Raw genomic sequence first — 19,487 nt, 5'->3', positions numbered from 1 at the left:
TTTTGAATACATTTGGCAAAAAACTAACCTTAACTAGCTTTGGCGAGAGCCATGGGGTGGCGATCGGCGGCGTGATAGATGGCCTACCTGCTGGGCTAAAGATCGATGCAGACTTCATCCAAAGCGAGCTTAATAAGCGTCGCCCTGGACAAAGTAGCTTCACAACGGCAAGAGATGAGGCTGATAAGATAGAAATTTTTAGCGGCGTCTTTGATGGCATGAGCACTGGAGCGCCGATAGGTTTTGCCATTTTTAACAACAACCAAAAGTCAAATGACTATGAAAATTTACGTGAAATTTTCCGCCCTGGACATGCTGATCTTACATATTTTAAAAAATATGGCATCAGAGATCACAGAGGTGGCGGGCGTGCGAGTGCTAGAGAGACAGCAGTTAGGGTTGCTGGTGGGGCATTTGCACAGCTACTTTTAAATGAATTTAAGATCGAGGTTTTAAGCGGCGTGCTTGGCATTGGCAAGGCGATTAGCGACAAGGTTGATTTTGATTTTGCCAAAAATTCGCAAATTTACACCCTTGGCAACGAAGAAGCGATGAAAGAGGCGGTAAATAAAGCTAGAAGCGAGCACGATAGCGTTGGAGCTGTGGTTTTAAGCGTGGCTAGAGGCGTGCCAGCTGGTCTTGGCGAGCCACTTTATGATAGGCTTGATAGCGCTCTAGCGGCGGCCTTAATGGGCATAAACGGAGTAAAAGCCGTAGAGATCGGCGCTGGCGTAAATGTAAGCTCTATGCTTGGCTCAGCAAACAACGACGAGATGGACGAGCTTGGCTTTTTGAGCAACAACGCTGGTGGCATACTTGGAGGCATAAGTAGCGGGGCTGAAATCGTGCTAAAGAGCCATTTTAAGCCAACGCCTTCGATATTTAAAGAGCAAAAGACGCTAAATTTAGCTGGCGAGGCGGTGGATTTTGAGCTAAGAGGCAGGCATGATCCTTGCATAGGCATACGTGGCAGCGTCGTCGCAACCGCGATGATAAGGCTAGTTCTTGCTGATATGCTCCTACTAAATGCAAGCACGAAGCTTGAAAATTTAAAGAAAATTTACGGCTAAATTTGACTTAGCCCCCAAGCGAGGGCTAAATTTAGAAATTTACAGCGACCAACTTGATCTCGCCTTTAAATTTTTCTAAATTTGCTAAGACCCCGTGTCCGCAGTTGCTTTGAGCGATGCTAGATGTGCCCTTGTCACGAGTTAGGACATTGACGCAGCCGTGTTTACAAAGGCTCTTTTCGCCTAGCACTTCAGGATCGTACCACGCACCCTCGCAGATGGCGATGACATGCTCTGGGATGATGTCGGTGACTAGCGCCCCAACCAAAATTTCGCCCCTGTCGTTAAATACTCTCACCACGTCGCCAGTTGCTATGCCTTTTGCTTTGGCGTCATTTACGTTTATGAGCATTGGCTCTCTTGCGCATACTTCAGCGTAGTTTCTGATTATTGAGTTATTTAGCTGTGAGTGGAGGCGGTATCTTTATCGCGTGCTCTTTACACTCAAATTTAGCCTTTTTTCTAAAAGATTTTTATTAAAATTTTAAGCCATTTCAAACAAAATTTGCAAACTAACTTTTACCAAATTTCATCTATAATCCTCTCATGAAAAATAAAATTCCAAAGAGCAAAATTTACGCCGTTATCGACCTAAAGTCCTTTTATGCCTCGGTTGAGTGCGTCGAGCGCGGGCTTGATCCATTTAAGGCTGATCTAGTCGTGGCTGACGCTAGTCGTGGCAGTGGCGGCATCTGCTTAGCTGTTAGCCCTGCGCTTCGTGCAAAAGGGGTGAAAAACCGCTGCAGGCTCTTTGAGATACCAAGAGATGTCAAATTTATCATCGCGCCGCCTAGGATGCAGTTTTACATCGACTACGCCGCAAGGATCTATGAAATTTATCTAAAATATGTCTCCAAAGAGGACATCTACGTCTATTCGATCGATGAGTGCTTCATAGACCTCACTTCTTACTTGAAATTTTACGCTCTTGGCGCAAAAGAGATGGCGAAGATGATGATGGATGAGATACTAAAAACGACTGGTGTGACGGCGACTTGTGGCATGGGGACAAATTTATACCTCGCAAAGATCGCGCTTGATATACTAGCAAAGCACCAAGATGACGGCATCGCCTATCTTGACGAAGAGCTTTACAAAAAGCAGCTCTGGACGCATCAGCCGCTAAGTGACTTTTGGCGTATCGGAAAGCAAACTAGGCTAAAGCTCGAAAAATGCGGCATTTTTTGTATGAAAGATATCGCAAATGCACCAAAAAGCCTGCTTGAAAAAATTTTTGGCGTCGATGCCTATATCACGATAGATCACGCAAACGGCATAGAGCCAACGACGATAGCTGAGATAAAGGCGTATAAACCAAGCACGAAGTCCTACTTTAGCTCAGAAATTTTGCCAAGAGACTACGAGCGCTGTGAGGCGGTGATCGTGCTAAAAGAGATGGCTGACAGGCTCGCGCTTAGGATGATAAACAAAGATGTAAGAGCGAGTGGGCTAACGATAAATGTGAGATTTGCCGATAAGCTCGAGCCGCAGCAACGTGCAAGCGTAAGGTTTAAAACGCCAACAAATATCTCAAGCGTGCTGATGAGCGCGGCTGAGGAGCTACTTTTAAACAAGATAAAAAACGTTGGGCTAATCAGGCAAATAGGCATATCTGCAAACGATGTGGTAAAAGAAAATTTGGTTGAGTTTAGCCTATTTGAAGATGACGCTAAAGAAAAAGCGGTGTTAAAATCGCTAAATTTGATAAAAGAGAAATTTGGTAAAAACTCGATCCTGCGCGCGATCGACCTGCTGCCAGAGGCGACTGGGCAAGATAGAAACAAAAAGATCGGAGGGCACAAGAGCGGTGAGTAAAGATAGGGCGAAAATTTTTAGCTCGTTTAATCCTCTTTCTACATTAGAGCGAGCCTTGCGTCAAAAAGAGCGAGAAAAATGCGAAAAACTAGAGCTTGATGAGAGCAAGGTCGATGAAATTTTAAAAAAGATAAGCGAGATAAAGATAGCTGACGAAGTGCGTGTGAGCTACCACGACGGCTTTACTTACGTAAAAACTAGCGGCCTAGTCTCAGATGTAAATTTCAAAGATAAAACCCTCATGATCGTAAAAACTAAGATCAAATTTGAGGATATAAACGAGGTGGAGATAGTTAGAAGATGGGCGATTGCTCGCCCTTTGAATTAGTTTTTGCGTGTGTTTGCGTCTGGAGTGAAAAGTGGCTTATCAAGAAGTTTGAAGTCGCCTATAAATTTCTGACCCTCTTCGCTTGTCGCCCATTTTATAAATTTCTCTGCATTCTCGATGTCAGTTTTAGGGCAGTGTTTTGGATTTACTGCGATTAGAGAGTAGAAGTTTTTAAGGTCGTTGTCGCCCTCGTTGATGATGACCATCTCAGGATGACCTTTTTGGTTTGCTTCATATTTGATATAAGTACCGCGATCAGTAAATGTAACGCCTTTTTGCTCAGCAGCAGCATTTATCGTAGCTAGCATGCCTTGACCTGTTTGCATATACCAGCTATCTTTTTCAGGGACTTCGCCAGCGATCTTTTTCCAGATGCCTTTTTCTTTATTATCTGTGCCTGATTTATCGCCACGTGAGAAGAATTTGATACCATCTTTTTTGATGAGCTCAAAGCTTTGTTTTATATCTTTACCTTTAAATTTATCAGCGATTGATTTATCAGCGATAACGACGAAATCGTTATACATTACGGCATTTCTTTTTAAGCCAAAACCTTTTTCTACAAATTCTTTCTCAACTTTTGGTGAGTGAACAAAAAGTATGTCAGCGTTGCAGTCTTCGCCAAGCTTTAGTGCAGCACCTGTACCAACAGCTGTCCATTTTATATCAACACCTGTTTTTGCTTTATAAGCTGGATAGATCGCATCAAGCAAGCCAGTGTTATCTGTACTTGTTGTAGTCGCCATGATTAGTTCATTGTCAGCGCCAAACGCCAAAACTGCGGCTGCTAGTGAGCCTAAAATAATCTTTTTCATTTTTCTCCTTTAAAAAAAATTGTGATATTATAGCACATTTAAAATAATCTTAAGAAATATGCTAGGAAAGAATAATTGGATTTTTTACTTAATGGCTTTACAGAAGCCTTTAATCTACTTTTAAACGGCAACCTTGAAACATATTCAGCCATCAAGGCTACTCTTTACACATCAAGCGTGTCGATACTTTTTGCTGTTCTTGTTGGCTTCCCGCTCGGTTTTATACTTGGCTTTTATGACTTTAGGGGCCGAAAAATTTTACGCCTTTTAAGCGACACGGCTCTTGCCATGCCAACAGTTGCGATCGGTCTTATTTTATATGCATTTATCACTAGAAACGGCCCGCTTGGCAGCTTAAATTTACTCTTTACGCTAAAAGCGGTCATGCTAGGTCAGTTTGTGCTCGCCCTTCCTATCATCATCTCGCTTACTGCAAGCGTGGTAGAAAATATGGAGAAAAAGCACTATCTAACTATCCTAAATTTACGCCTTGCGCCGGCAAAGCTAGTTTGCTGTGTGCTTTACGAGCTGCGCTACGCTCTCATGGTAGTTATCGCCACCGCATACGGCAGGATCGTGGCTGAAGTAGGCGTTGCGATGATGATAGGTGGCAACATCAAGTACTTTACTAGAACGATCACCACAGCTGTTTCGCTTGAAACGAACAAGGGCGAATTTGCCATGGGTATAGCGCTTGCCATGGTTTTGATATTCATCGCATTTTTGGTAAATTTAGCGATCTTTGCGCTCAAAAAACTCGACAAATAGGAGCAAATTTTGATAAAGATAAGAAATTTACACCTAAGCTACGGCAAAAGCGAGATCCTAAATATCCCAAGCCTTGATATAAATACCAAAAAGATAACCGCTCTAATGGGCAGTAATGGCAGTGGCAAAAGCACGCTAATAAGAGTGCTCTCGCGCCTGCAAAGCCCAGATAGCGGCGAAATTTCACTTTGGGGAGAAAATAGACCGAGCCTTGAAATGCTACGTAAAATTTGCGTTTTACTGCCTGAGCCTGCCCTTTTAAAAAGAAGCGTTAGAGAAAATTTCAAAGTCATCTTAAAAAGCAGAAATTTACTAAGCGAATTTGATGAGCGAACTAGCGAAGCACTCGCTTTTGTGGGACTTGATGAGAAATTTTTAGACAAGCGCCACTTTGAGCTAAGCTCCGGGCAAACTCAGCGCATCGCATTTGCACTTGCACTTTCTTTAAGAGCGCCATTTTATCTGCTTGATGAACCGACAAATAGCGTTGATATCGGCACTTCAAAACTCTTTAGCAAGGCTATAAATTTGATGCACGAGAGATATGGCTGCGGCTTTGTCATCGCAAGTCACGACGAGAAGTGGCTTAGTATGCTAGCAAACGAGTGCGTGTTTTTGCACAAAGGCAGGGTCTGCGAGTTTGAATACAAAAATATCTTCGAGATAGAGGGTGGTGTGCTAAGCTTTGGTGGTGGCGCACGGCTAAATTTACCTTCAAATTTTAAAGGTAAAAGCAAGATAACGATCAACCCAAGCAAGATAAAAATTTCTAAAAAAGGTGGAGAGGGTCAAATTTCAGGGATTTTACACTCGGCCTCGCTTTATATGGGCGATGAAAAGCTTTTGAAGGTCAAAGTTGGCGACTTTTTGATCAAAATTTTTAGCCACGATGATGAAATTACAAAGATCGGAGAGAGGGTATTTTTAGAATTTGAAGAGGACTCAATGCTAGCTTTGGAGTAAAATTTACTCCCACTCTTTAAATTTAGCTCAAATTTAAAAATGGATATCAAAAAATAGCTAAATTTTAATAATCCTGCTAAAAAATCATATTTTGTGCAATCCCCTAAAAATGGCGTTTTTAAATATGCAATTAAGGCATATTTAAGCTTTTTTTAACTTTTCTAATTTATTTTATTTTAAGCCACATTAATAAGGCAATTAATTGTATAGTTTCAGTGTCGTTAAAAAACTATTTAAGGAAAAAGGTGAGCACAAAAGAGGAATTTGCAGCTGGCAGAAAACTTTACTACGCTACTTTCTCTAAATTCTTCGTATTTAGTGAAGATGAAAAGAGATTTGATGGCCTTAGTAAAATGCTTGATCTCATTGAAGAATATAGCTTAAACGATGAAATATCGCGAGCTGTTGCAAATATAAAAAGTAAATTTAATGAAAAAAATCCAGAGAATTTGATCACCGAATTTGATGACATTTTTCACACTCCGCCAAGTCCGCTTCGAAACTCACTCTCTTTTTACGATGAGGGTTATGAAGTGGGTCATGCTTGCGCTGATGTGCGTAAAATTTTGGCTAAGACAAACATCAGAAGAGATGAGAGTAAATTTAAAGAAAATGAAGATAATGTGGGCTTTGTCTTTACACTTATGAACGAGTTTATCGGTAAATTTGACGAGTGCGAAGAGGAGCTTTTTAAAAATATTATAAATCCAAACATTGATGAGTTTATAGAGAATTTATATGAGCATAAAAATAGTGAAATTTACAAGGATGTGGCCGTTTTGCTAAACGAATTTATCGCGTTTGAGCGCGTGGCACTAAACTCACCAAAACCAGTCAAGATAGACCACAAAAAGAGCGATGGTCTTTCAAGATCAGAAAGCATAAGAAGAGAAAAAAACAGGATAAGAAAACTAAGAACGGAGGGTACATATGCAAAATAGACGCGAATTTCTAAAAAAAGTCGGTCTAGTTGGCGCTGTGGCAGCAAGTGGTGCGGTAGCAGCAAATGCTAATGAAAATTTAAAATCAGGCAAGAGTAAAAAGACCGAAGTGCTTTATAAAAGAAGCAAAAACTGGGAACTTTACTACAAACAAGCAAAATAAAATTTGATAGAAATTTAAGAAAGGATGAAAATGTCTGAAGCTAGATTAAACGCTACGCCAAACAACATCGGCCGTAGATCGTTTTTAAAAATGGCTGCATTAGCAAGTACTTGTGGCGCGGCCGGCTTTGCAGCAAGCAATGTCACAAGAGAAGCAACAGCTCAAGAGATGGCAAACCCATTTCCAGACTCAAAAATAGTAAAAACTGTCTGCACAGTTTGCTCTGTAGGATGCGGAGTATTAGCAGAGGTAGAAAATGGTGCATGGGTACGTCAAGAAGTAGCACAAGATCACCCAGTAAGTGCTGGTGGTCACTGCTGTAAAGGTGCAGACGTTATCGATATGGTGCGCTCACACTGCCGTGTAAAATATCCGATGAAAAAAGTTGGTGGCAAGTGGCAACGCATCTCTATGACGCAAGCACTTGACGAGATCGGCGCAAAGCTAAAAGCTTACCGCGAGAAAAATCCAGAGCAAGTAATGTTTCTAGGATCAGCAAAAGATAGCAACGAGCAGAGCTACTACATCAGTAAATTCTCTGCGATGTTTGGGACAAATAACCTAGATCACCAAGCAAGAATTTGACATAGCGCAACAGTCGCCGGTGTGGCGAATACGTGGGGTTATGGAGCTATGACAAATCACCTTGGAGATATCCAAAACGCGAAGTCTATCTTTATAATCGGCGCAAATCCAGCGGTAAATCACCCAGTTGGCTTTAGACACTTTTTAAAAGCAAAAGAGAATAATGGCGCAAAGCTGATCGTTGTCGATCCAAGATATACAAGAACAGCTGCAAAGGCTGATTATTTTGCTCAAATTCGCCCAGGCACAGACATACCATTTATGTATGGCATGATGAATCTCATCTTTGAAAATGGCTGGGAAGATAAGAAATTTATAGATGAGCGCACATACGGCATCGATGAGATCCGTAAAGAGGCTGCAAAATGGACACCAGAAGTCGTTGAAGATGTGACTGGAGTGAGCGCTGCAACGCTAAAAGAGATCACAGAAATTTATGCTAAAAACCGCCCTGGCTCAGTCGTTTGGGCGATGGGTCTAACTCAGCACACAATAGGCAGCTCAAATACTCGTATAGCTCCGATCTTGCAACTAGTTCTTGGCAACATGGGCGTAAGTGGCGGCGGATGCAACATCCTAAGAGGCCACGACAACGTTCAAGGCGCTAGCGACATGGCAAACGCACCTGATAGCTTGCCTGGATACTACGCTAAAAACGAAGCTACATGGAAATATTTTGCCAAAATGTGGAAAGTGGATTACGAGTGGTTACAAGGAAATTTCGTAAAACCTGAGTGGATGATGAAGCCTGGATTTACTCTAGCTCGCTGGTGGGCTGGTGTGCTTGATGGCAAAGATGGCAACGACGCTATTGAAAACGCAGGCGATAGCCTAAAAGCTCTTGTGGTTATAGGTAACGGCATAACATCTACTGCGCAACAAGCAAAGGTTCAAGAAGGTCTTGACGGACTTGAGCTTTTAGTACTTATGGATCCATTTGTAAATGATGCTGGCGTTATCACTAATAAAAAAGATGGCGTTTATCTTCTCCCAGCAGCAACTCAATATGAAACTAGCGGCACAGTCGTAGCTACAAACAGAAGTGGTCAATGGAGAAGCCAAGTATGTAAGCCACTTTATGAGAGCATGCCAGATCATGAAGTTTTATTTGAACTAGCTAAACGCATAGGCTTCTATGACGAGCTAACTCGCACTATAAGGGACGCTGATGGCAAGATAGAGTGGCCAGAAGCTGCTACCCGCGAGATAGCAAATATCGTAAAAAGTATCGGACTTACAGGCTGGACACCTGAGCGCCTAAAACGTCACCAAGAGAACTGGGATAAATTTGATGAAAAAACACTTATGGGTAAAGAGGGCACTGACGTAGCTGGTGAGTATTACGGCTTGCCATGGCCTTGCTGGACGGAAAAGCACCCTGGTAGTCCAAATTTATATGATATAAGCAAACCAGTAATGCAAGGTGGTATGGGATTTAGAAACCGCTTTGGTTTAGAGCATAACGGCGTTAATCAGCTTGCCGCAATGGGCTCTGCTCCAGAACAAGGTGCGATAAATGGCGGATATCCTGAGATAACTAAGAAAAATATCGAAGAGGTTCTTGGCATAAAACTTACAGATGAAGAGCGCGAAAAAATGGGCGCTACATGGGCTACTGATGGCAGTGGCATAATCGCTGAAAAATGTATGCAAAAGGGCATAGCTCCATACGGCAATGCACGTGCTAGAGCGATAGTTTGGACATTTGTTGATCAGATCCCTCAGCACAGAGAGCCGATCCACTCACAGCGTCAAGATCTTGCGCAAAAATATCCAAGCTTTGAGGATAAACCAAATCACTACCGCGTATATACGAAGTATAAGAGCTTGCAACAAAGTAAGGACTTCTCAAAAGAATTCCCTATCAACCTCATTACAGCTCGTCTAGTAAATTTCAGTGGTGCTGGTATGGAGACGCGTGCTAGTAAGTATCTATCACGCATTACACCTGAGATGTTTGCCGACATCCACCCAGAGCTAGCGGCTAAACATGGCATTAAAAATTGGGATTTTGTTTGGGTTCATTCACCTGAGGGCACTAAGATCAAGGTTCGCGCAAGGATCGTGCCATCAGTTAAGCCTAATATGATCTTCTTGCCATTCCACTGGGCTGGATATATGCAAGGTGTTGATATGACTGGAAATTTCCCTGAGGGAACAAGACCTTTTGCAGTTGGCGAGAGCGCAAATACCGTAACAAACTACGGATATGACATAGTCACTCAAATTCCAGAAACAAAAGGCGGTCTTTGCCGCATAGAAAGGGCATAATATGAGCGCATTTAACGATAACAATAGACTTAAATTTTACTGCGACACAGATAGATGCATTGATTGCAACGGCTGCGCAGTAGCATGTGATGAAGCTCATGAACTACCTATCGGCGTTAGAAGACGCCGCGTTATAACGCTAAATGAGGGTGTACCAGGTAAAGAAATTTCAACGTCAATCGCATGTATGCACTGTGAAGACGCGCCTTGTTCGCTTGTTTGTCCGGTTGATTGTTTCTACATCAGAGCTGATGGCATCGTGCTTCACGATAAAGATATCTGCATAGGCTGCGGATACTGCTTATATGCTTGCCCATTTGGTGCGCCACAATTCCCTAAAGATGGTGCTTTTGGTGCAAGAGGCGTAATGGATAAATGTACCATGTGTGCAGGCGGTCCGCTACCAACTAATAGTGAAGAAGAGCGCGAAGTATATGGACAAGATAGAATTTCTGAGGGCAAGGTGCCAGTTTGTGCTGCGATGTGCTCTACAAAAGCTTTGTTAGTTGGCGAGTCAGATGTGATCGAAAAAATCTACAATGACAGAGTTGCTGCAAGAGGTTATGGCGAAAAAGACCTAAAACAAACTACTGTTTGGAAGATCGCTTACTACGCTGGCGACAGACTAAAACTAAAAGCGTAAATTTATAGGTGCTTTTTGCACCTATAAATCATTAAAATTTAACAAAAGTGTATTTTTACTGAACTTTAAGCACTCTATCAGGAGTGTTTAAATATAATCCACTTTTCTAATACTTGGACAGATGGGTGAGCGGCTGAAACCACACCCCTGCTAAGGGTGCAGCTCTTAATCGGGGCTCGAGGGTTCAAATCCCTCTCTGTCCGCCACCAACACAGTATTTTTCTTTCTAATTTCCCTAAATTTCGGTGTTTTAGCTACATTTATTAGCAGATATTTTTGTCCTAAATTTCAGACAAATCAGCTTTGTTACAGAAAATTTGCACTTTTGTTACAGAAACTATTTGGATCATTCTATGAGCTCTAGATTGATCACCAAGGTTCCCAATAGACCAAATTTCTACTTTTTTGATACTGCTCTTAAAGATGGCAAAAAGCTAACTGTTAAATTTTGCCTCTTTACAAAAGATATAGATGAGGCGGCAAGACTGGCAAATTCTATAAAAGCCGCAGCCAACGAAGCTCTTGCTAAAAAGATAACCACGACACACGCGAACTCTAAAAGTCTAAGAGCCTTAATAAACATTAAAAGGCAAAATGAGCGGTGCATTAAACAAAATGGCATATTTTTAGATGTTAGCGAATATAAAGAGCTCTCACAAGAGGTGATAGCTAAATTTTATAATCTAGTAGCGCCAGAAGAAAAGCTTGAAAAAGAGTTCAAAACATTATTGGATACATCTTTAAGTCCAAAAGAAACCATACCGATATCCTTTGAAGCAGTAGCTAAAAGATATGTGCAAACAGAGTGTTTAAAGCTAAAATCTAGTGATAAGACAAAGGGCTATTATGTTAAAACTGGCAAGCTCTTGGATGAGTTTTTTAAAGATCATCAAGGTAAAGAGTTTAGCTACGGCGATGCTGAAAACTTTCAAACAACTCTAACAAGCAAAAAGCTCAACAAAAAGACCATCAACAACTATACATCTTACTCAAAAAGGCTCTTTGACTATGCCATAAAGATGGGCAAGCTCACGACCAATCCTTTTAAAATGCTTACATCTTTTAAAATTTCAGCTGACGAGAAGTCGCCAAAAGATAACTTTAGCCTAGATGAACTAAAAATAGTTTTTGATACTAAAAGGCTTGATCTACAAAACTATATGATGTTTGCACTTCATACTGGGCTAAGGCTTAATGAAATTTGGCAACTTGATAGCAAAAGTGTAGGCGAAGAAGATGGTATAAAATTTATAAATGTTAAGACTGCCAAGCAAAAAGGAGGCGTTAGCAAATATAGGCAAATTCCGCTGCATAAGAATATTGAGCATTTGGGTGATTTGAAGTGGCTAGAGCAAATCAAGAAAGGAAAAGAGAGTAGTGATTATTTTGGAAAGCGCCTAAATAGACATATCCACAAATCTATCCCAAGTGCAAATGTTAGTTTTCACAGACTACGTGGCAATTTCGCAAAAGCCATTAAAGACTATTGTTTGGAAAATTCTCTAGCAGATCTTACTTCCGTTCTTTTAGGTCATAGCACAGACATAGCAACTGATACATATGCAAAAGGAGTGTCCTTGAAGGCTAAAAAAGAGGCATTAAAGGGGCTTGATGACTATTATTTACTAATTATTTAAAAATACCTATTTTGAAAAGTATGATTAGGTGGTAAAGGTTGTAATTATCTTGGTGTAAATTATAGAGATGGTGTTGGCTTTGACAAAAATATACAAAACGCATACTCTTACTTCAAAAAGTCTTGTTATGACTACAACTATGCTAGGGGATGCACAAATTTAGGCGAAATATTATACAAATATGGCAATTATACCAATGCAAAACAAGAGGCACAAGACGCGCTAAACAAAGCATATTATGAACTAGGCGACAAGAAAGCACTAGATATACTTAATCAATATTTTAGCAACTAAACACTCATGAGAAACTCTCCCATGAGTAAATTTATATCTTATAAAACCTCCCGCCAGAGATCTTCATCTTCGTCTTTTGACTCTTTTGCTTCTTGAACTAAAACGTTTAGTCTTTTAAGCAGTGCATCAAGCTTTTGATTTAGCACTGGCACTTCAGACTTCTTTTTTGTCACTATGTCTTGCTTTATGAGTAAAGAGCGCCTTTTAAATAGCTGCTCGTTATATACCAAAATTTCATTATCCCCAAGATCCACATTAGTAAAAATACTACTGATACCAAGCTCTTTTTGATAGCTTAACTCAGCCTTTAAAAGGTCATTTTCATCTATAAATATAGGCGAAGCTTTATAAATTTTACCATCGTGGTAATACTCAAATTTTTTTAACTTGCTAAAGTCTTTATCCTCTCCGCTGGCGTATTGTCTGACCGAGTTTTTAAAGAAGTATTGATTGGTTAAATTTCCCACCAGCTCTTTATATCTTGAGTCGCTACCAAGGCTAATTTTTAGCACATCTTCGTTTTGAAAGGCAAGTATTAGCTCAACCCTAGCCTCTCTTAGCACATCAGCGTGCAGGTCGGTTGATGGATTTAGCACACGCTGCGCCTCGTCTATAAAGATACTAACTGGCACCTTCTCTTCATTTGCTATGCGTTGCGCCATATTTGAAAGGGTGGAATTTAACATAAGCTCAACCGCACTATCCTTTAGCCCTTGAGAATTTACAACAACTATCTTTCCTTCATTTAGTAGCTTGCTTATGCTATTGCCATGATAGTTTAGCATCTCATCATCGGCTATGCTTTGCAAGGCAAAAAGCATAAATGTGTAGTTTGAAAAAAGTCTTGCTTTTTGTGACTCTTCATCATTTCTTACACCTTCATACTCCTTAAAAGCTTGTATGAAATTTTCAGATTTTTCATTAAACTCGCCTAATGCCCAAATTTTCTCATTTAAAGAGCTAGCCAAATGTCTTCTTTTGCTTATACCTTTTGCAAATGCTGTGTCGCTTTTTACATGGTCATCTACCAGCTTAACTAAGGCATAAAATTTTTTAAAGTCGCCTAGCTGCTGGGTTGATTTGCATAAATTTGCAAAGCTTGGCTTTATATCTTTTGCTCTATTTTCTATATATGTGGTGCAAAAACCTTGCTCCGTAAGGTCACATATCGCCTTCATCGTTGAAAGGGACTTTGTAGCGATATTTGCCGCTAAATTTCCCCAAAAAGGATCACGCTTTGTGCCAAATGTCTTTTGAAAGAAATTCATCAATAAACTCTCACTTGCATCATCCATTATGTTTATTTTGTTCCCCCATGGCACGTTTATCATTACGACATCTTTTAGCCTGCCATGCTTATTGGCTAGAAATTTAACCTTTTTATGCTCAACTCCTTTATAGTCAAAGACAAGCATCCCATGCCCTACTTTTATACGCTCATCCATCGCTGGCAGGATCGCTGAAGTGGTCTTACCGCAACCCGTTTGCCCTGTTATCATCGCATGCGTAAAGCTAATAGGTATGCTAAGAGCGTTTGAGGCAGCGACTTGAGCTAGCTCTTTTTTGTTGTTGATTAGTGAAAAAACTGACATATTATTCTCCTTTATTAGTTGATATTATTTCATTGGCTAGGCCATAAGCAATGGCTGATGATGCGTCTATATAGCAGTCTCTATCGGTGATCTGCTCTATCTTTGCTATTTTTAGGTTGCTGTTAGCCTTTATCATCTCATTGACTTTTGATTTGATTTTTAAAATTTGATTTGCGATTAGTTCGATGTCGCTTGCCTGACCTGATGCACCACCAAGAGGCTGATGAAGCATGAGGCTTGAGTTTGGCAACATATAGCGCTTATCTCCGTTTAAAAATATAAGTGCGGACATAGAGGCAGCTAGCCCCACGCAAAATGTATTGATTGGTGATTTTATGGTCTTCATAAAGTCGATTAGTCCAAAGCCATCATATATCGAGCCTCCAGGGCCACTTATATATATGTTTATGTCGCTTTGATCTACGCTGTCAAGATACAAAAGTGTCTTTTGTGTAGTCAGGCAAATTTCTTGATCAATCTGCCCATATAAAAAGATATTTCTATCAGCTAGCAAGCTCATGTGAATGTCGGCGAAATTTAACTTGTCAAACTCTGCCATCTTCTCTTCTTGTTTTTGGTTTTTGTGAGAGAAGTTTAAGATAGTAGATGAGTCTTTAAATTCCACCTATTGCTTCTAGAGCCGGTGGCTAGGTCGTTTATAAAAGCTCTATGTCGTCTATGTGATGTCCTAAAGCAGGAGTTCTTTTTTCATCGATGAATAAATTTAAGCTCTTACCAAGAAGATCTTCAAAGTAAATTTTAGCTAGCTCTTTAGAGTTTTTGTATTTAAAAGGAGCATGCGTGGCAAGATATAGTCCGTAGATATTATCAATAAGCCACTGCCTTGCGTATCTATCTTTGTTTGTTTCAAAATTTTTGTAAGAAAGATCATTTTTTAGATTTTCTAGCTCTTTTTTAAATTTGCTTAACACAAAAATATTTTCATCTTTAAAGGATTTATATATAAGCTCAGGGTCTAAAAGCAAGCTATCATCTAAAGATCTTAAGCGCTTTTTAGTAGGGGTGGTTTTTATTTTTATAACATTTTGCTTTATCTTCCAAATTTCATCATAAATTTGATCAAAGTTACCAAAAAATGCGGGTGAAAATATAACCAAGGCATCGTCTTCTCTAAAGCTTATATATTTATCTTTAAAAATTTCAAGCTCAAAAATTTCTGATCCCATATTGCTAAAAACTAGAGTTTGATTGTCCATATCTAGCCCCATAACAAAGCCTCTTTTTATGATCAAAACATTCATGGATTTTAAAAATCTCTGAACTTTTGCCTCGTCATAAACATAGCTTAAAAGATAACGCGTCATATCATCTGGCTGACTAATTGAAAAGTCTTTGTATTCGCCCTTCCAAAAGTACTCCCCTAGGTTTAAACACATCATTATAAAAGCAGCGTCTTGCATATATGCAAATTTTTTATCATCGTCTATTGATCTACTTTTTAGAGATTTTACATGCTTTTCTAGGTCATCATTTGGAGCTAGGATGTAACTATTTTTATCATTTATATGCTGTTTTTGGCTCGGTACCAAATTTTGATCTAGCTTTATAAGCGCAAAAAACTCTTCACATACTTTTTTTAGCTTTGTATTTATCTGCTTTCTTTTGCTGTCTATTTTTTCATCAAAATTTTTGATGTAGCCACGAAGTCTTGGCACATTTACTATTAGATCTTCGTCTTTACCACAAACTTTGCAAACTTCATCCATAAATTTTTCAGTCTGCTTATCTCTTTCTTTATCAACCAACTTTTTAAGTATAGGTAGATCATTTACATTAAAATCATAAAATTTACTAACAAAAAGAGAAAGTGCATATGTATTTACAATAGAGTTTAAAATAGGTGTTTGACATATTTTTAGGCTATTATTTGGTTGCCTTTTACTTCCATCATTAAAAAGATCATATTCAACCTCAAATGACATATTTTATCCTTGTAAACAAAATAAGCAAATTCTATCAATATTTCATTGTTTTAATATAAAAATCTGCATAAAACTGATGAGCTACTAAATTTAAATTTATCTTATCAAGTGATCTATCAAGAGAGATAAAAATAAAACATATACTTATACAATTTAAGTATTCAGTAAGAATAATTCTTATATTATTTTTCGCTTAGTAAATAAATTTCAAACATGGAATCAGTTATGAAAGATCTTTTTAAAATAGTAGTTTTTGTCGCTTTATCATTAAATTTCTTGTATGCAAAAGCTACGATACTAGTAGATGGCTACACAAAAAAATTGCTTTTTATGAACTTAAAAGATGGTGGCACTATCTATGTAGATAACGAAAAAAGAGGAGTGACATCTTTAAAAGAGCCAGCGTCCATTTTAGCCGAAAATGGCAAGCATGAAATAAAAGTATGCTTTCCAGACGGAAAAAGTACAACACATAAAATATGTGGGGAGCAAAACGTCACCCTATCAGATAATGAACAAATCAATATAAAAATAAAAGCAGACAAACTTACCGAGATGTCGCCACTAGAAAAAAATGAAGCAAAATGTCAATATGGAGATTTAGGGGCTTGTATTGTTTTGGGGATGAACTATTATAGTGATAAAAATGCACAAAAAGACTATAAAAAGGCAGATGAGCTATATCAAAAAGCTTGTGATGGTGGAAATATGAGAGGCTGCGTTGATGTTGGTTTTGCTTATATGTATGGCAAGGGCGTAGAAAAGGATACCAAAAAAGCGATAGATCTTTTTAAGAAAGCTTGTGAAAAAGGTGAAATGAGTGGTTGTGTTGTTTTAGCAGATGCATTTGAACATGGCAAAGGGATAAAAAAAAGATCCTCTAGAGGCTATGCGCCTATATGAAAATGCTTGTAATGGAGGCAATATGGCAGGTTGCGTTAAATTAGGGATCGCATATAAACATGGAACATGTGGTATAAAAAGCGTTTCAGAAGCAACAAAACTGTTTGAAAAAGTTTGTGATAGTGGGTATGAATGGGGATGCTACTATTTAAATCAGTTAAAATCTCAAAGATATTACTAGAACCATATAAAAGGCTTTAAATAATATAAAACTAATTCAAAGGGCGAGCAATCGCCCATCTTTTTATAAATTTTCATATTTTTTAAATTTATTTTTAATCACTTAAACTAAAAAACCAAATTCAAAATAAGACAAAAACAGCAAAAAGCTCCGTAAATTCAGCGTCAAAGAAATATGCAAATTTTGCATATTTACTTAAAAGAAAATTAAAAAAAAATATTAGTTTTAAAAATAATTTTATATTCTAAGGTATATAATAACCGAGTTATTAGAAATATTACTTGAAAGGAAATCTATGCAAAAGATTGTTCAAACAACCTGTCCGTATTGCGGAACTGGTTGCGGCATAGACCTTATCGTAGAAAACGGTAGGATAGTCGATGCAAAGCCGACTGAGAACCACCATGTAAATGATGGCGAGTTGTGCTTAAAAGGTATGTTTGGTTGGGAATTTGTAAATTCTCCAAAACGTTTAACTAAACCAATGATGAGAAAACTAAACGGAGAGTTTAACAAAGAGGGCAAACTTGAAGAGGTTAGCTTTGAAGAGGTTTATGAATTTTTAGGAAAGACTTTTAAAAATAGCGTTGAAAAATATGGTCCAAGCTCTATCATGGGCTTTAGTTCGGCTCGTTCAAACAACGAAGACAACTATGTATTTCAAAAATTCTTTCGTGCTTTAGGAAGTAACAACGTAGATCACTGCGCTCGTCTTTGACACGCTCCAACAGTGGCAGGTCTTGCCAGCACCCTTGGAAACGGAACAATGACAAACGATCTTGTTGAATTTGCAACTGATACAGATGTATTTTTACTAATAGGCACAAACACAAGCGAATGCCACCCGATCATCGCTATGCAGATGCAAAGAGGCTTAGAGCGTGGTGCAAAAATGATTGTTGTGGATCCAAAACGCACCGATATGGCTAAAAAAGCCGATATATTCTTGCAAATTCCAGTTGGCTCAAACATCAAAACACTAAACACAATGATGAACGTCATCATCTCTGAAAATTTACAAGATACAGAATTTATCGAAAAATATGCAGAGGGTTTTGAGTACCTAAAAGAAGCCGTAAAAGACTTCACTCCTGAGAGATTTGAGCGTGAGACTGGCGTCAAAAAAGAGCTTATCACTGAGGCTGCTAGGATGTATGCAAAAGCCGGCAGTGCTGCTATTTGCTACACTATGGGTATCACTCAGTTTAGCGATGGTACATCAAATGTCTTCTCGCTTTCAAATTTAGCGATCCTAACAGGAAATTTAGGTAAAAAAGGCGCTGGAGTAAATCCGCTTCGTGGACAAAACAACGTTCAAGGCTCATGCGATATGGGCGCACTACCTAACGTCATCCCAGCAGGTGCAGTAAATAGCGCTTACGCACAAGAGCAAGCTCGCAAAGTTTGGCACTTCGAGCTTAATCCAGTGCCTGGCTTTAAACTAACATATGCACCTGATAAGATGGATAGTGGTGAGCTAAAAGTGCTTTACGTTTACGGCGAAAACCCTGTTATGAGTGACCCTTGGACAGAGCACTTTGTGCATGCTACGCACCACCTAGACTGCTTTATCGTGCAAGATCTATTCTTTACTGAAAGTGCTCAAAAGGCCGATGTTGTCCTACCTGCAGCTGGTTGGGGTGAGAAAGATGGAACATTTATCAACACATCTCGCCGCGTTCAAAGAACTAGAAAAGCAAGCGAACCAGTAGGTGGCGTAGAGCCTGACTGGAAAGTAGTTTGCAACATTGCAAAAGCTATGGGACTTGAGGGATTTGACTTCTTAAGTGCAGAAGAGGTTTGGGATGAGCTTAGAAAACTAATGCCTAAATTCTTTGGTGGTATCAGCTACTATAGACTTGAAAAACTAGGTGGCATCAGCTGGCCATGCCCTGATGAAGATCATCCAGGCACACCTGATCTTTATACCGATCACAAATCAATGCTACCTGATGGTAAATTCCGCCTAGCTCCAGTACTTTACGCAGACGATAAAGATAAGCGTGCGAGCATGGAGGCTGAATTTAAAGCCAAAATGCATATACCTGATGGCTATCCAGTAGGCTCAGGTGCGATGAGCGAAGTACCTGATGAGGTTTATCCTTGCTTATTTACAACAGGTAGAAAAGTTTATCACTACCACACAGGTACGATGACTAGAGAGTGCCCACCGCTAGAGTATGGCGCTGGCATCGAAGGTCCACTAATCGAAGTAAGCCCTGATATCGCAAGAGAAAGAGAGCTAGAAGATGGCTGCTACGCAATGGTAGAGAACAAACGTGGCAGGATCGCAGCTAAACTTCGCGTAAATCCTGACCTTAGAGAAAGCACGATATTTACGACTTTCCATTATAGTGAGGCTGACGGTAACGAGCTTGCAAATGCACAAGATCACGATCCACTCTCAGGTATCACACCTCTTAAGATCACTATAGCTAACATAAAAAGGTTAAGCGAAGAGGAGTATATAGCATTTAGACAACAAAACGAGATGTCTATGCACTCTGAAAAACCTTATCTTTCACCTGTTAGATCATAATTTCAAGGGCGCAATGCCCTTGAATCATACAATTTC

Annotated in this window: 17 protein-coding genes, 1 tRNA gene and 1 pseudogene; 14 read left to right on the top strand and 5 right to left on the bottom strand. The window is 39.5% G+C overall.

Annotated features, from left to right (window positions below; translation table 11 throughout):
* The first annotated feature begins 2 nt into the window (after positions 1-2).
* Entirely contained in the window at positions 3-1,070 is a 1,068-nt protein-coding gene (aroC, locus tag CCS77_RS01760; RefSeq protein WP_107916380.1) for a chorismate synthase, read from the top strand.
* A gap of 31 nt (positions 1,071-1,101) precedes the next feature.
* Here aroC and CCS77_RS01755 read toward each other — a convergent pair.
* Positions 1,102-1,494 (bottom strand): annotated as a pseudogene (locus CCS77_RS01755) (molybdopterin dinucleotide binding domain-containing protein); the annotation flags it as partial.
* A gap of 122 nt (positions 1,495-1,616) precedes the next feature.
* On the opposite strand from CCS77_RS01755, the gene CCS77_RS01750 reads away from it, so the two are divergent.
* Positions 1,617-2,885: a DNA repair protein gene (locus CCS77_RS01750; RefSeq protein ID WP_107916379.1), complete on the top strand. Its 1,269-nt coding sequence runs from the start codon at positions 1,617-1,619 to the stop codon at positions 2,883-2,885.
* Positions 2,878-3,213 (top strand): YolD-like family protein, encoded by a 336-nt coding sequence (locus tag CCS77_RS01745; protein ID WP_107916378.1) that lies wholly within the window; start codon positions 2,878-2,880, stop codon positions 3,211-3,213. Before CCS77_RS01750 ends, CCS77_RS01745 begins: the two co-directional genes overlap by 8 nt.
* Here CCS77_RS01745 and tupA read toward each other — a convergent pair.
* The gene (tupA, locus tag CCS77_RS01740; protein WP_002941321.1) at positions 3,210-4,028 is read right to left on the bottom strand and encodes a tungstate ABC transporter substrate-binding protein TupA; all 819 of its coding nucleotides are present in this window, start codon (positions 4,026-4,028) and stop codon (positions 3,210-3,212) included. The genes CCS77_RS01745 and tupA overlap by 4 nt on opposite strands.
* Positions 4,029-4,103: 75 nt before the next feature.
* Between tupA and tupB the strand changes: the two genes are divergently transcribed.
* The 8 genes from tupB to CCS77_RS01700 all read left to right on the top strand — a co-directional run bounded on the left by tupB (position 4,104) and on the right by CCS77_RS01700 (position 11,999).
* A complete protein-coding gene (gene tupB / locus CCS77_RS01735; RefSeq protein WP_107916377.1) occupies positions 4,104-4,796 on the top strand; it encodes a tungstate ABC transporter permease TupB in 693 nt (230 codons plus the stop codon).
* Positions 4,797-4,805: 9 nt separating this feature from the next.
* Positions 4,806-5,759 carry a tungstate ABC transporter ATP-binding protein TupC gene (gene tupC / locus CCS77_RS01730; RefSeq protein ID WP_107916376.1) on the top strand — a complete coding sequence of 318 codons (954 nt, stop codon included), beginning with the start codon at positions 4,806-4,808 and terminating at the stop codon, positions 5,757-5,759.
* A 245-nt stretch (positions 5,760-6,004) separates the two neighbouring features.
* The gene (locus CCS77_RS01725; protein WP_107916375.1) at positions 6,005-6,700 is read left to right on the top strand and encodes a TorD/DmsD family molecular chaperone; all 696 of its coding nucleotides are present in this window, start codon (positions 6,005-6,007) and stop codon (positions 6,698-6,700) included.
* Entirely contained in the window at positions 6,690-6,863 is a 174-nt protein-coding gene (locus CCS77_RS01720) for a twin-arginine translocation signal domain-containing protein (protein ID WP_002941238.1), read from the top strand. The genes CCS77_RS01725 and CCS77_RS01720 overlap by 11 nt, the downstream gene beginning before the upstream one ends.
* Positions 6,864-6,893: 30 nt before the next feature.
* Positions 6,894-9,719, top strand: coding sequence for a formate dehydrogenase subunit alpha (locus tag CCS77_RS01715; RefSeq protein ID WP_107916374.1), 2,826 nt, complete (start codon positions 6,894-6,896; stop codon positions 9,717-9,719).
* A 1-nt stretch (position 9,720) separates the two neighbouring features.
* Positions 9,721-10,362, top strand: a complete 642-nt coding sequence (gene fdh3B, locus CCS77_RS01710) for a formate dehydrogenase FDH3 subunit beta (RefSeq protein WP_103594862.1) — start codon at positions 9,721-9,723, stop codon at positions 10,360-10,362.
* 115 nt (positions 10,363-10,477) lie between these two features.
* A tRNA-Ser gene (locus tag CCS77_RS01705) sits at positions 10,478-10,568 on the top strand.
* A gap of 147 nt (positions 10,569-10,715) precedes the next feature.
* Positions 10,716-11,999, top strand: a complete 1,284-nt coding sequence (locus CCS77_RS01700) for a tyrosine-type recombinase/integrase (RefSeq protein ID WP_201741722.1) — start codon at positions 10,716-10,718, stop codon at positions 11,997-11,999.
* 332 nt (positions 12,000-12,331) lie between these two features.
* Here CCS77_RS01700 and CCS77_RS01695 read toward each other — a convergent pair whose 3' ends face one another.
* The 3 genes from CCS77_RS01695 to CCS77_RS01685 are packed head-to-tail and all read right to left on the bottom strand — an operon-like array spanning position 12,332 to position 15,828.
* The gene (locus CCS77_RS01695; RefSeq protein ID WP_107916373.1) at positions 12,332-13,885 is read right to left on the bottom strand and encodes a hypothetical protein; all 1,554 of its coding nucleotides are present in this window, start codon (positions 13,883-13,885) and stop codon (positions 12,332-12,334) included.
* 1 nt (position 13,886) lies between these two features.
* Complete coding sequence (locus CCS77_RS01690; protein WP_236635285.1) at positions 13,887-14,510, bottom strand: ClpP family protease; 624 nt, start codon at positions 14,508-14,510, stop codon at positions 13,887-13,889.
* Positions 14,511-14,541: 31 nt separating this feature from the next.
* A complete protein-coding gene (locus CCS77_RS01685; protein WP_107916372.1) occupies positions 14,542-15,828 on the bottom strand; it encodes a hypothetical protein in 1,287 nt (428 codons plus the stop codon).
* A gap of 225 nt (positions 15,829-16,053) precedes the next feature.
* Between CCS77_RS01685 and CCS77_RS10580 the strand changes: the two genes are divergently transcribed.
* From CCS77_RS10580 to CCS77_RS01670, 3 genes are all read left to right on the top strand, one after another.
* Entirely contained in the window at positions 16,054-16,731 is a 678-nt protein-coding gene (locus CCS77_RS10580) for a tetratricopeptide repeat protein (RefSeq protein WP_236635283.1), read from the top strand.
* Between the two features lie 22 nt (positions 16,732-16,753).
* Positions 16,754-16,912, top strand: a complete 159-nt coding sequence (locus CCS77_RS10410; protein ID WP_161545283.1) for a hypothetical protein — start codon at positions 16,754-16,756, stop codon at positions 16,910-16,912.
* 295 nt (positions 16,913-17,207) lie between these two features.
* On the top strand, positions 17,208-19,451 hold the full coding sequence (locus CCS77_RS01670; RefSeq protein WP_223230228.1) for a molybdopterin oxidoreductase family protein: 2,244 nt from the start codon (positions 17,208-17,210) through the stop codon (positions 19,449-19,451).
* The last annotated feature ends 36 nt before the right edge of the window (positions 19,452-19,487 follow it).

The sequence above is a fragment of the Campylobacter concisus genome, from assembly GCF_003048375.1.
GTDB classification, from domain to species: Bacteria; Campylobacterota; Campylobacteria; order Campylobacterales; family Campylobacteraceae; genus Campylobacter_A; species Campylobacter_A concisus_T.
Note: the sequence above shows the minus strand (reverse complement) of the source record. Positions and strands in the feature narration are given on the sequence as shown.

Coding starts and splice junctions, on each gene's coding strand:
- CCS77_RS10580 (WP_236635283.1), top strand. CDS start 16,054: ATGAAAGATCTTTTTAAAATAGTAGTTTTTGTCGCTTTATCATTAAAT.
- CCS77_RS01720 (WP_002941238.1), top strand. CDS start 6,690: ATGCAAAATAGACGCGAATTTCTAAAAAAAGTCGGTCTAGTTGGCGCT.
- tupA (WP_002941321.1), bottom strand. CDS start 4,028: ATGAAAAAGATTATTTTAGGCTCACTAGCAGCCGCAGTTTTGGCGTTT.
- CCS77_RS01700 (WP_201741722.1), top strand. CDS start 10,716: ATGAGCTCTAGATTGATCACCAAGGTTCCCAATAGACCAAATTTCTAC.
- fdh3B (WP_103594862.1), top strand. CDS start 9,721: ATGAGCGCATTTAACGATAACAATAGACTTAAATTTTACTGCGACACA.
- CCS77_RS01695 (WP_107916373.1), bottom strand. CDS start 13,885: ATGTCAGTTTTTTCACTAATCAACAACAAAAAAGAGCTAGCTCAAGTC.
- CCS77_RS01685 (WP_107916372.1), bottom strand. CDS start 15,828: ATGTCATTTGAGGTTGAATATGATCTTTTTAATGATGGAAGTAAAAGG.
- CCS77_RS10410 (WP_161545283.1), top strand. CDS start 16,754: ATGGCAGGTTGCGTTAAATTAGGGATCGCATATAAACATGGAACATGT.
- CCS77_RS01750 (WP_107916379.1), top strand. CDS start 1,617: ATGAAAAATAAAATTCCAAAGAGCAAAATTTACGCCGTTATCGACCTA.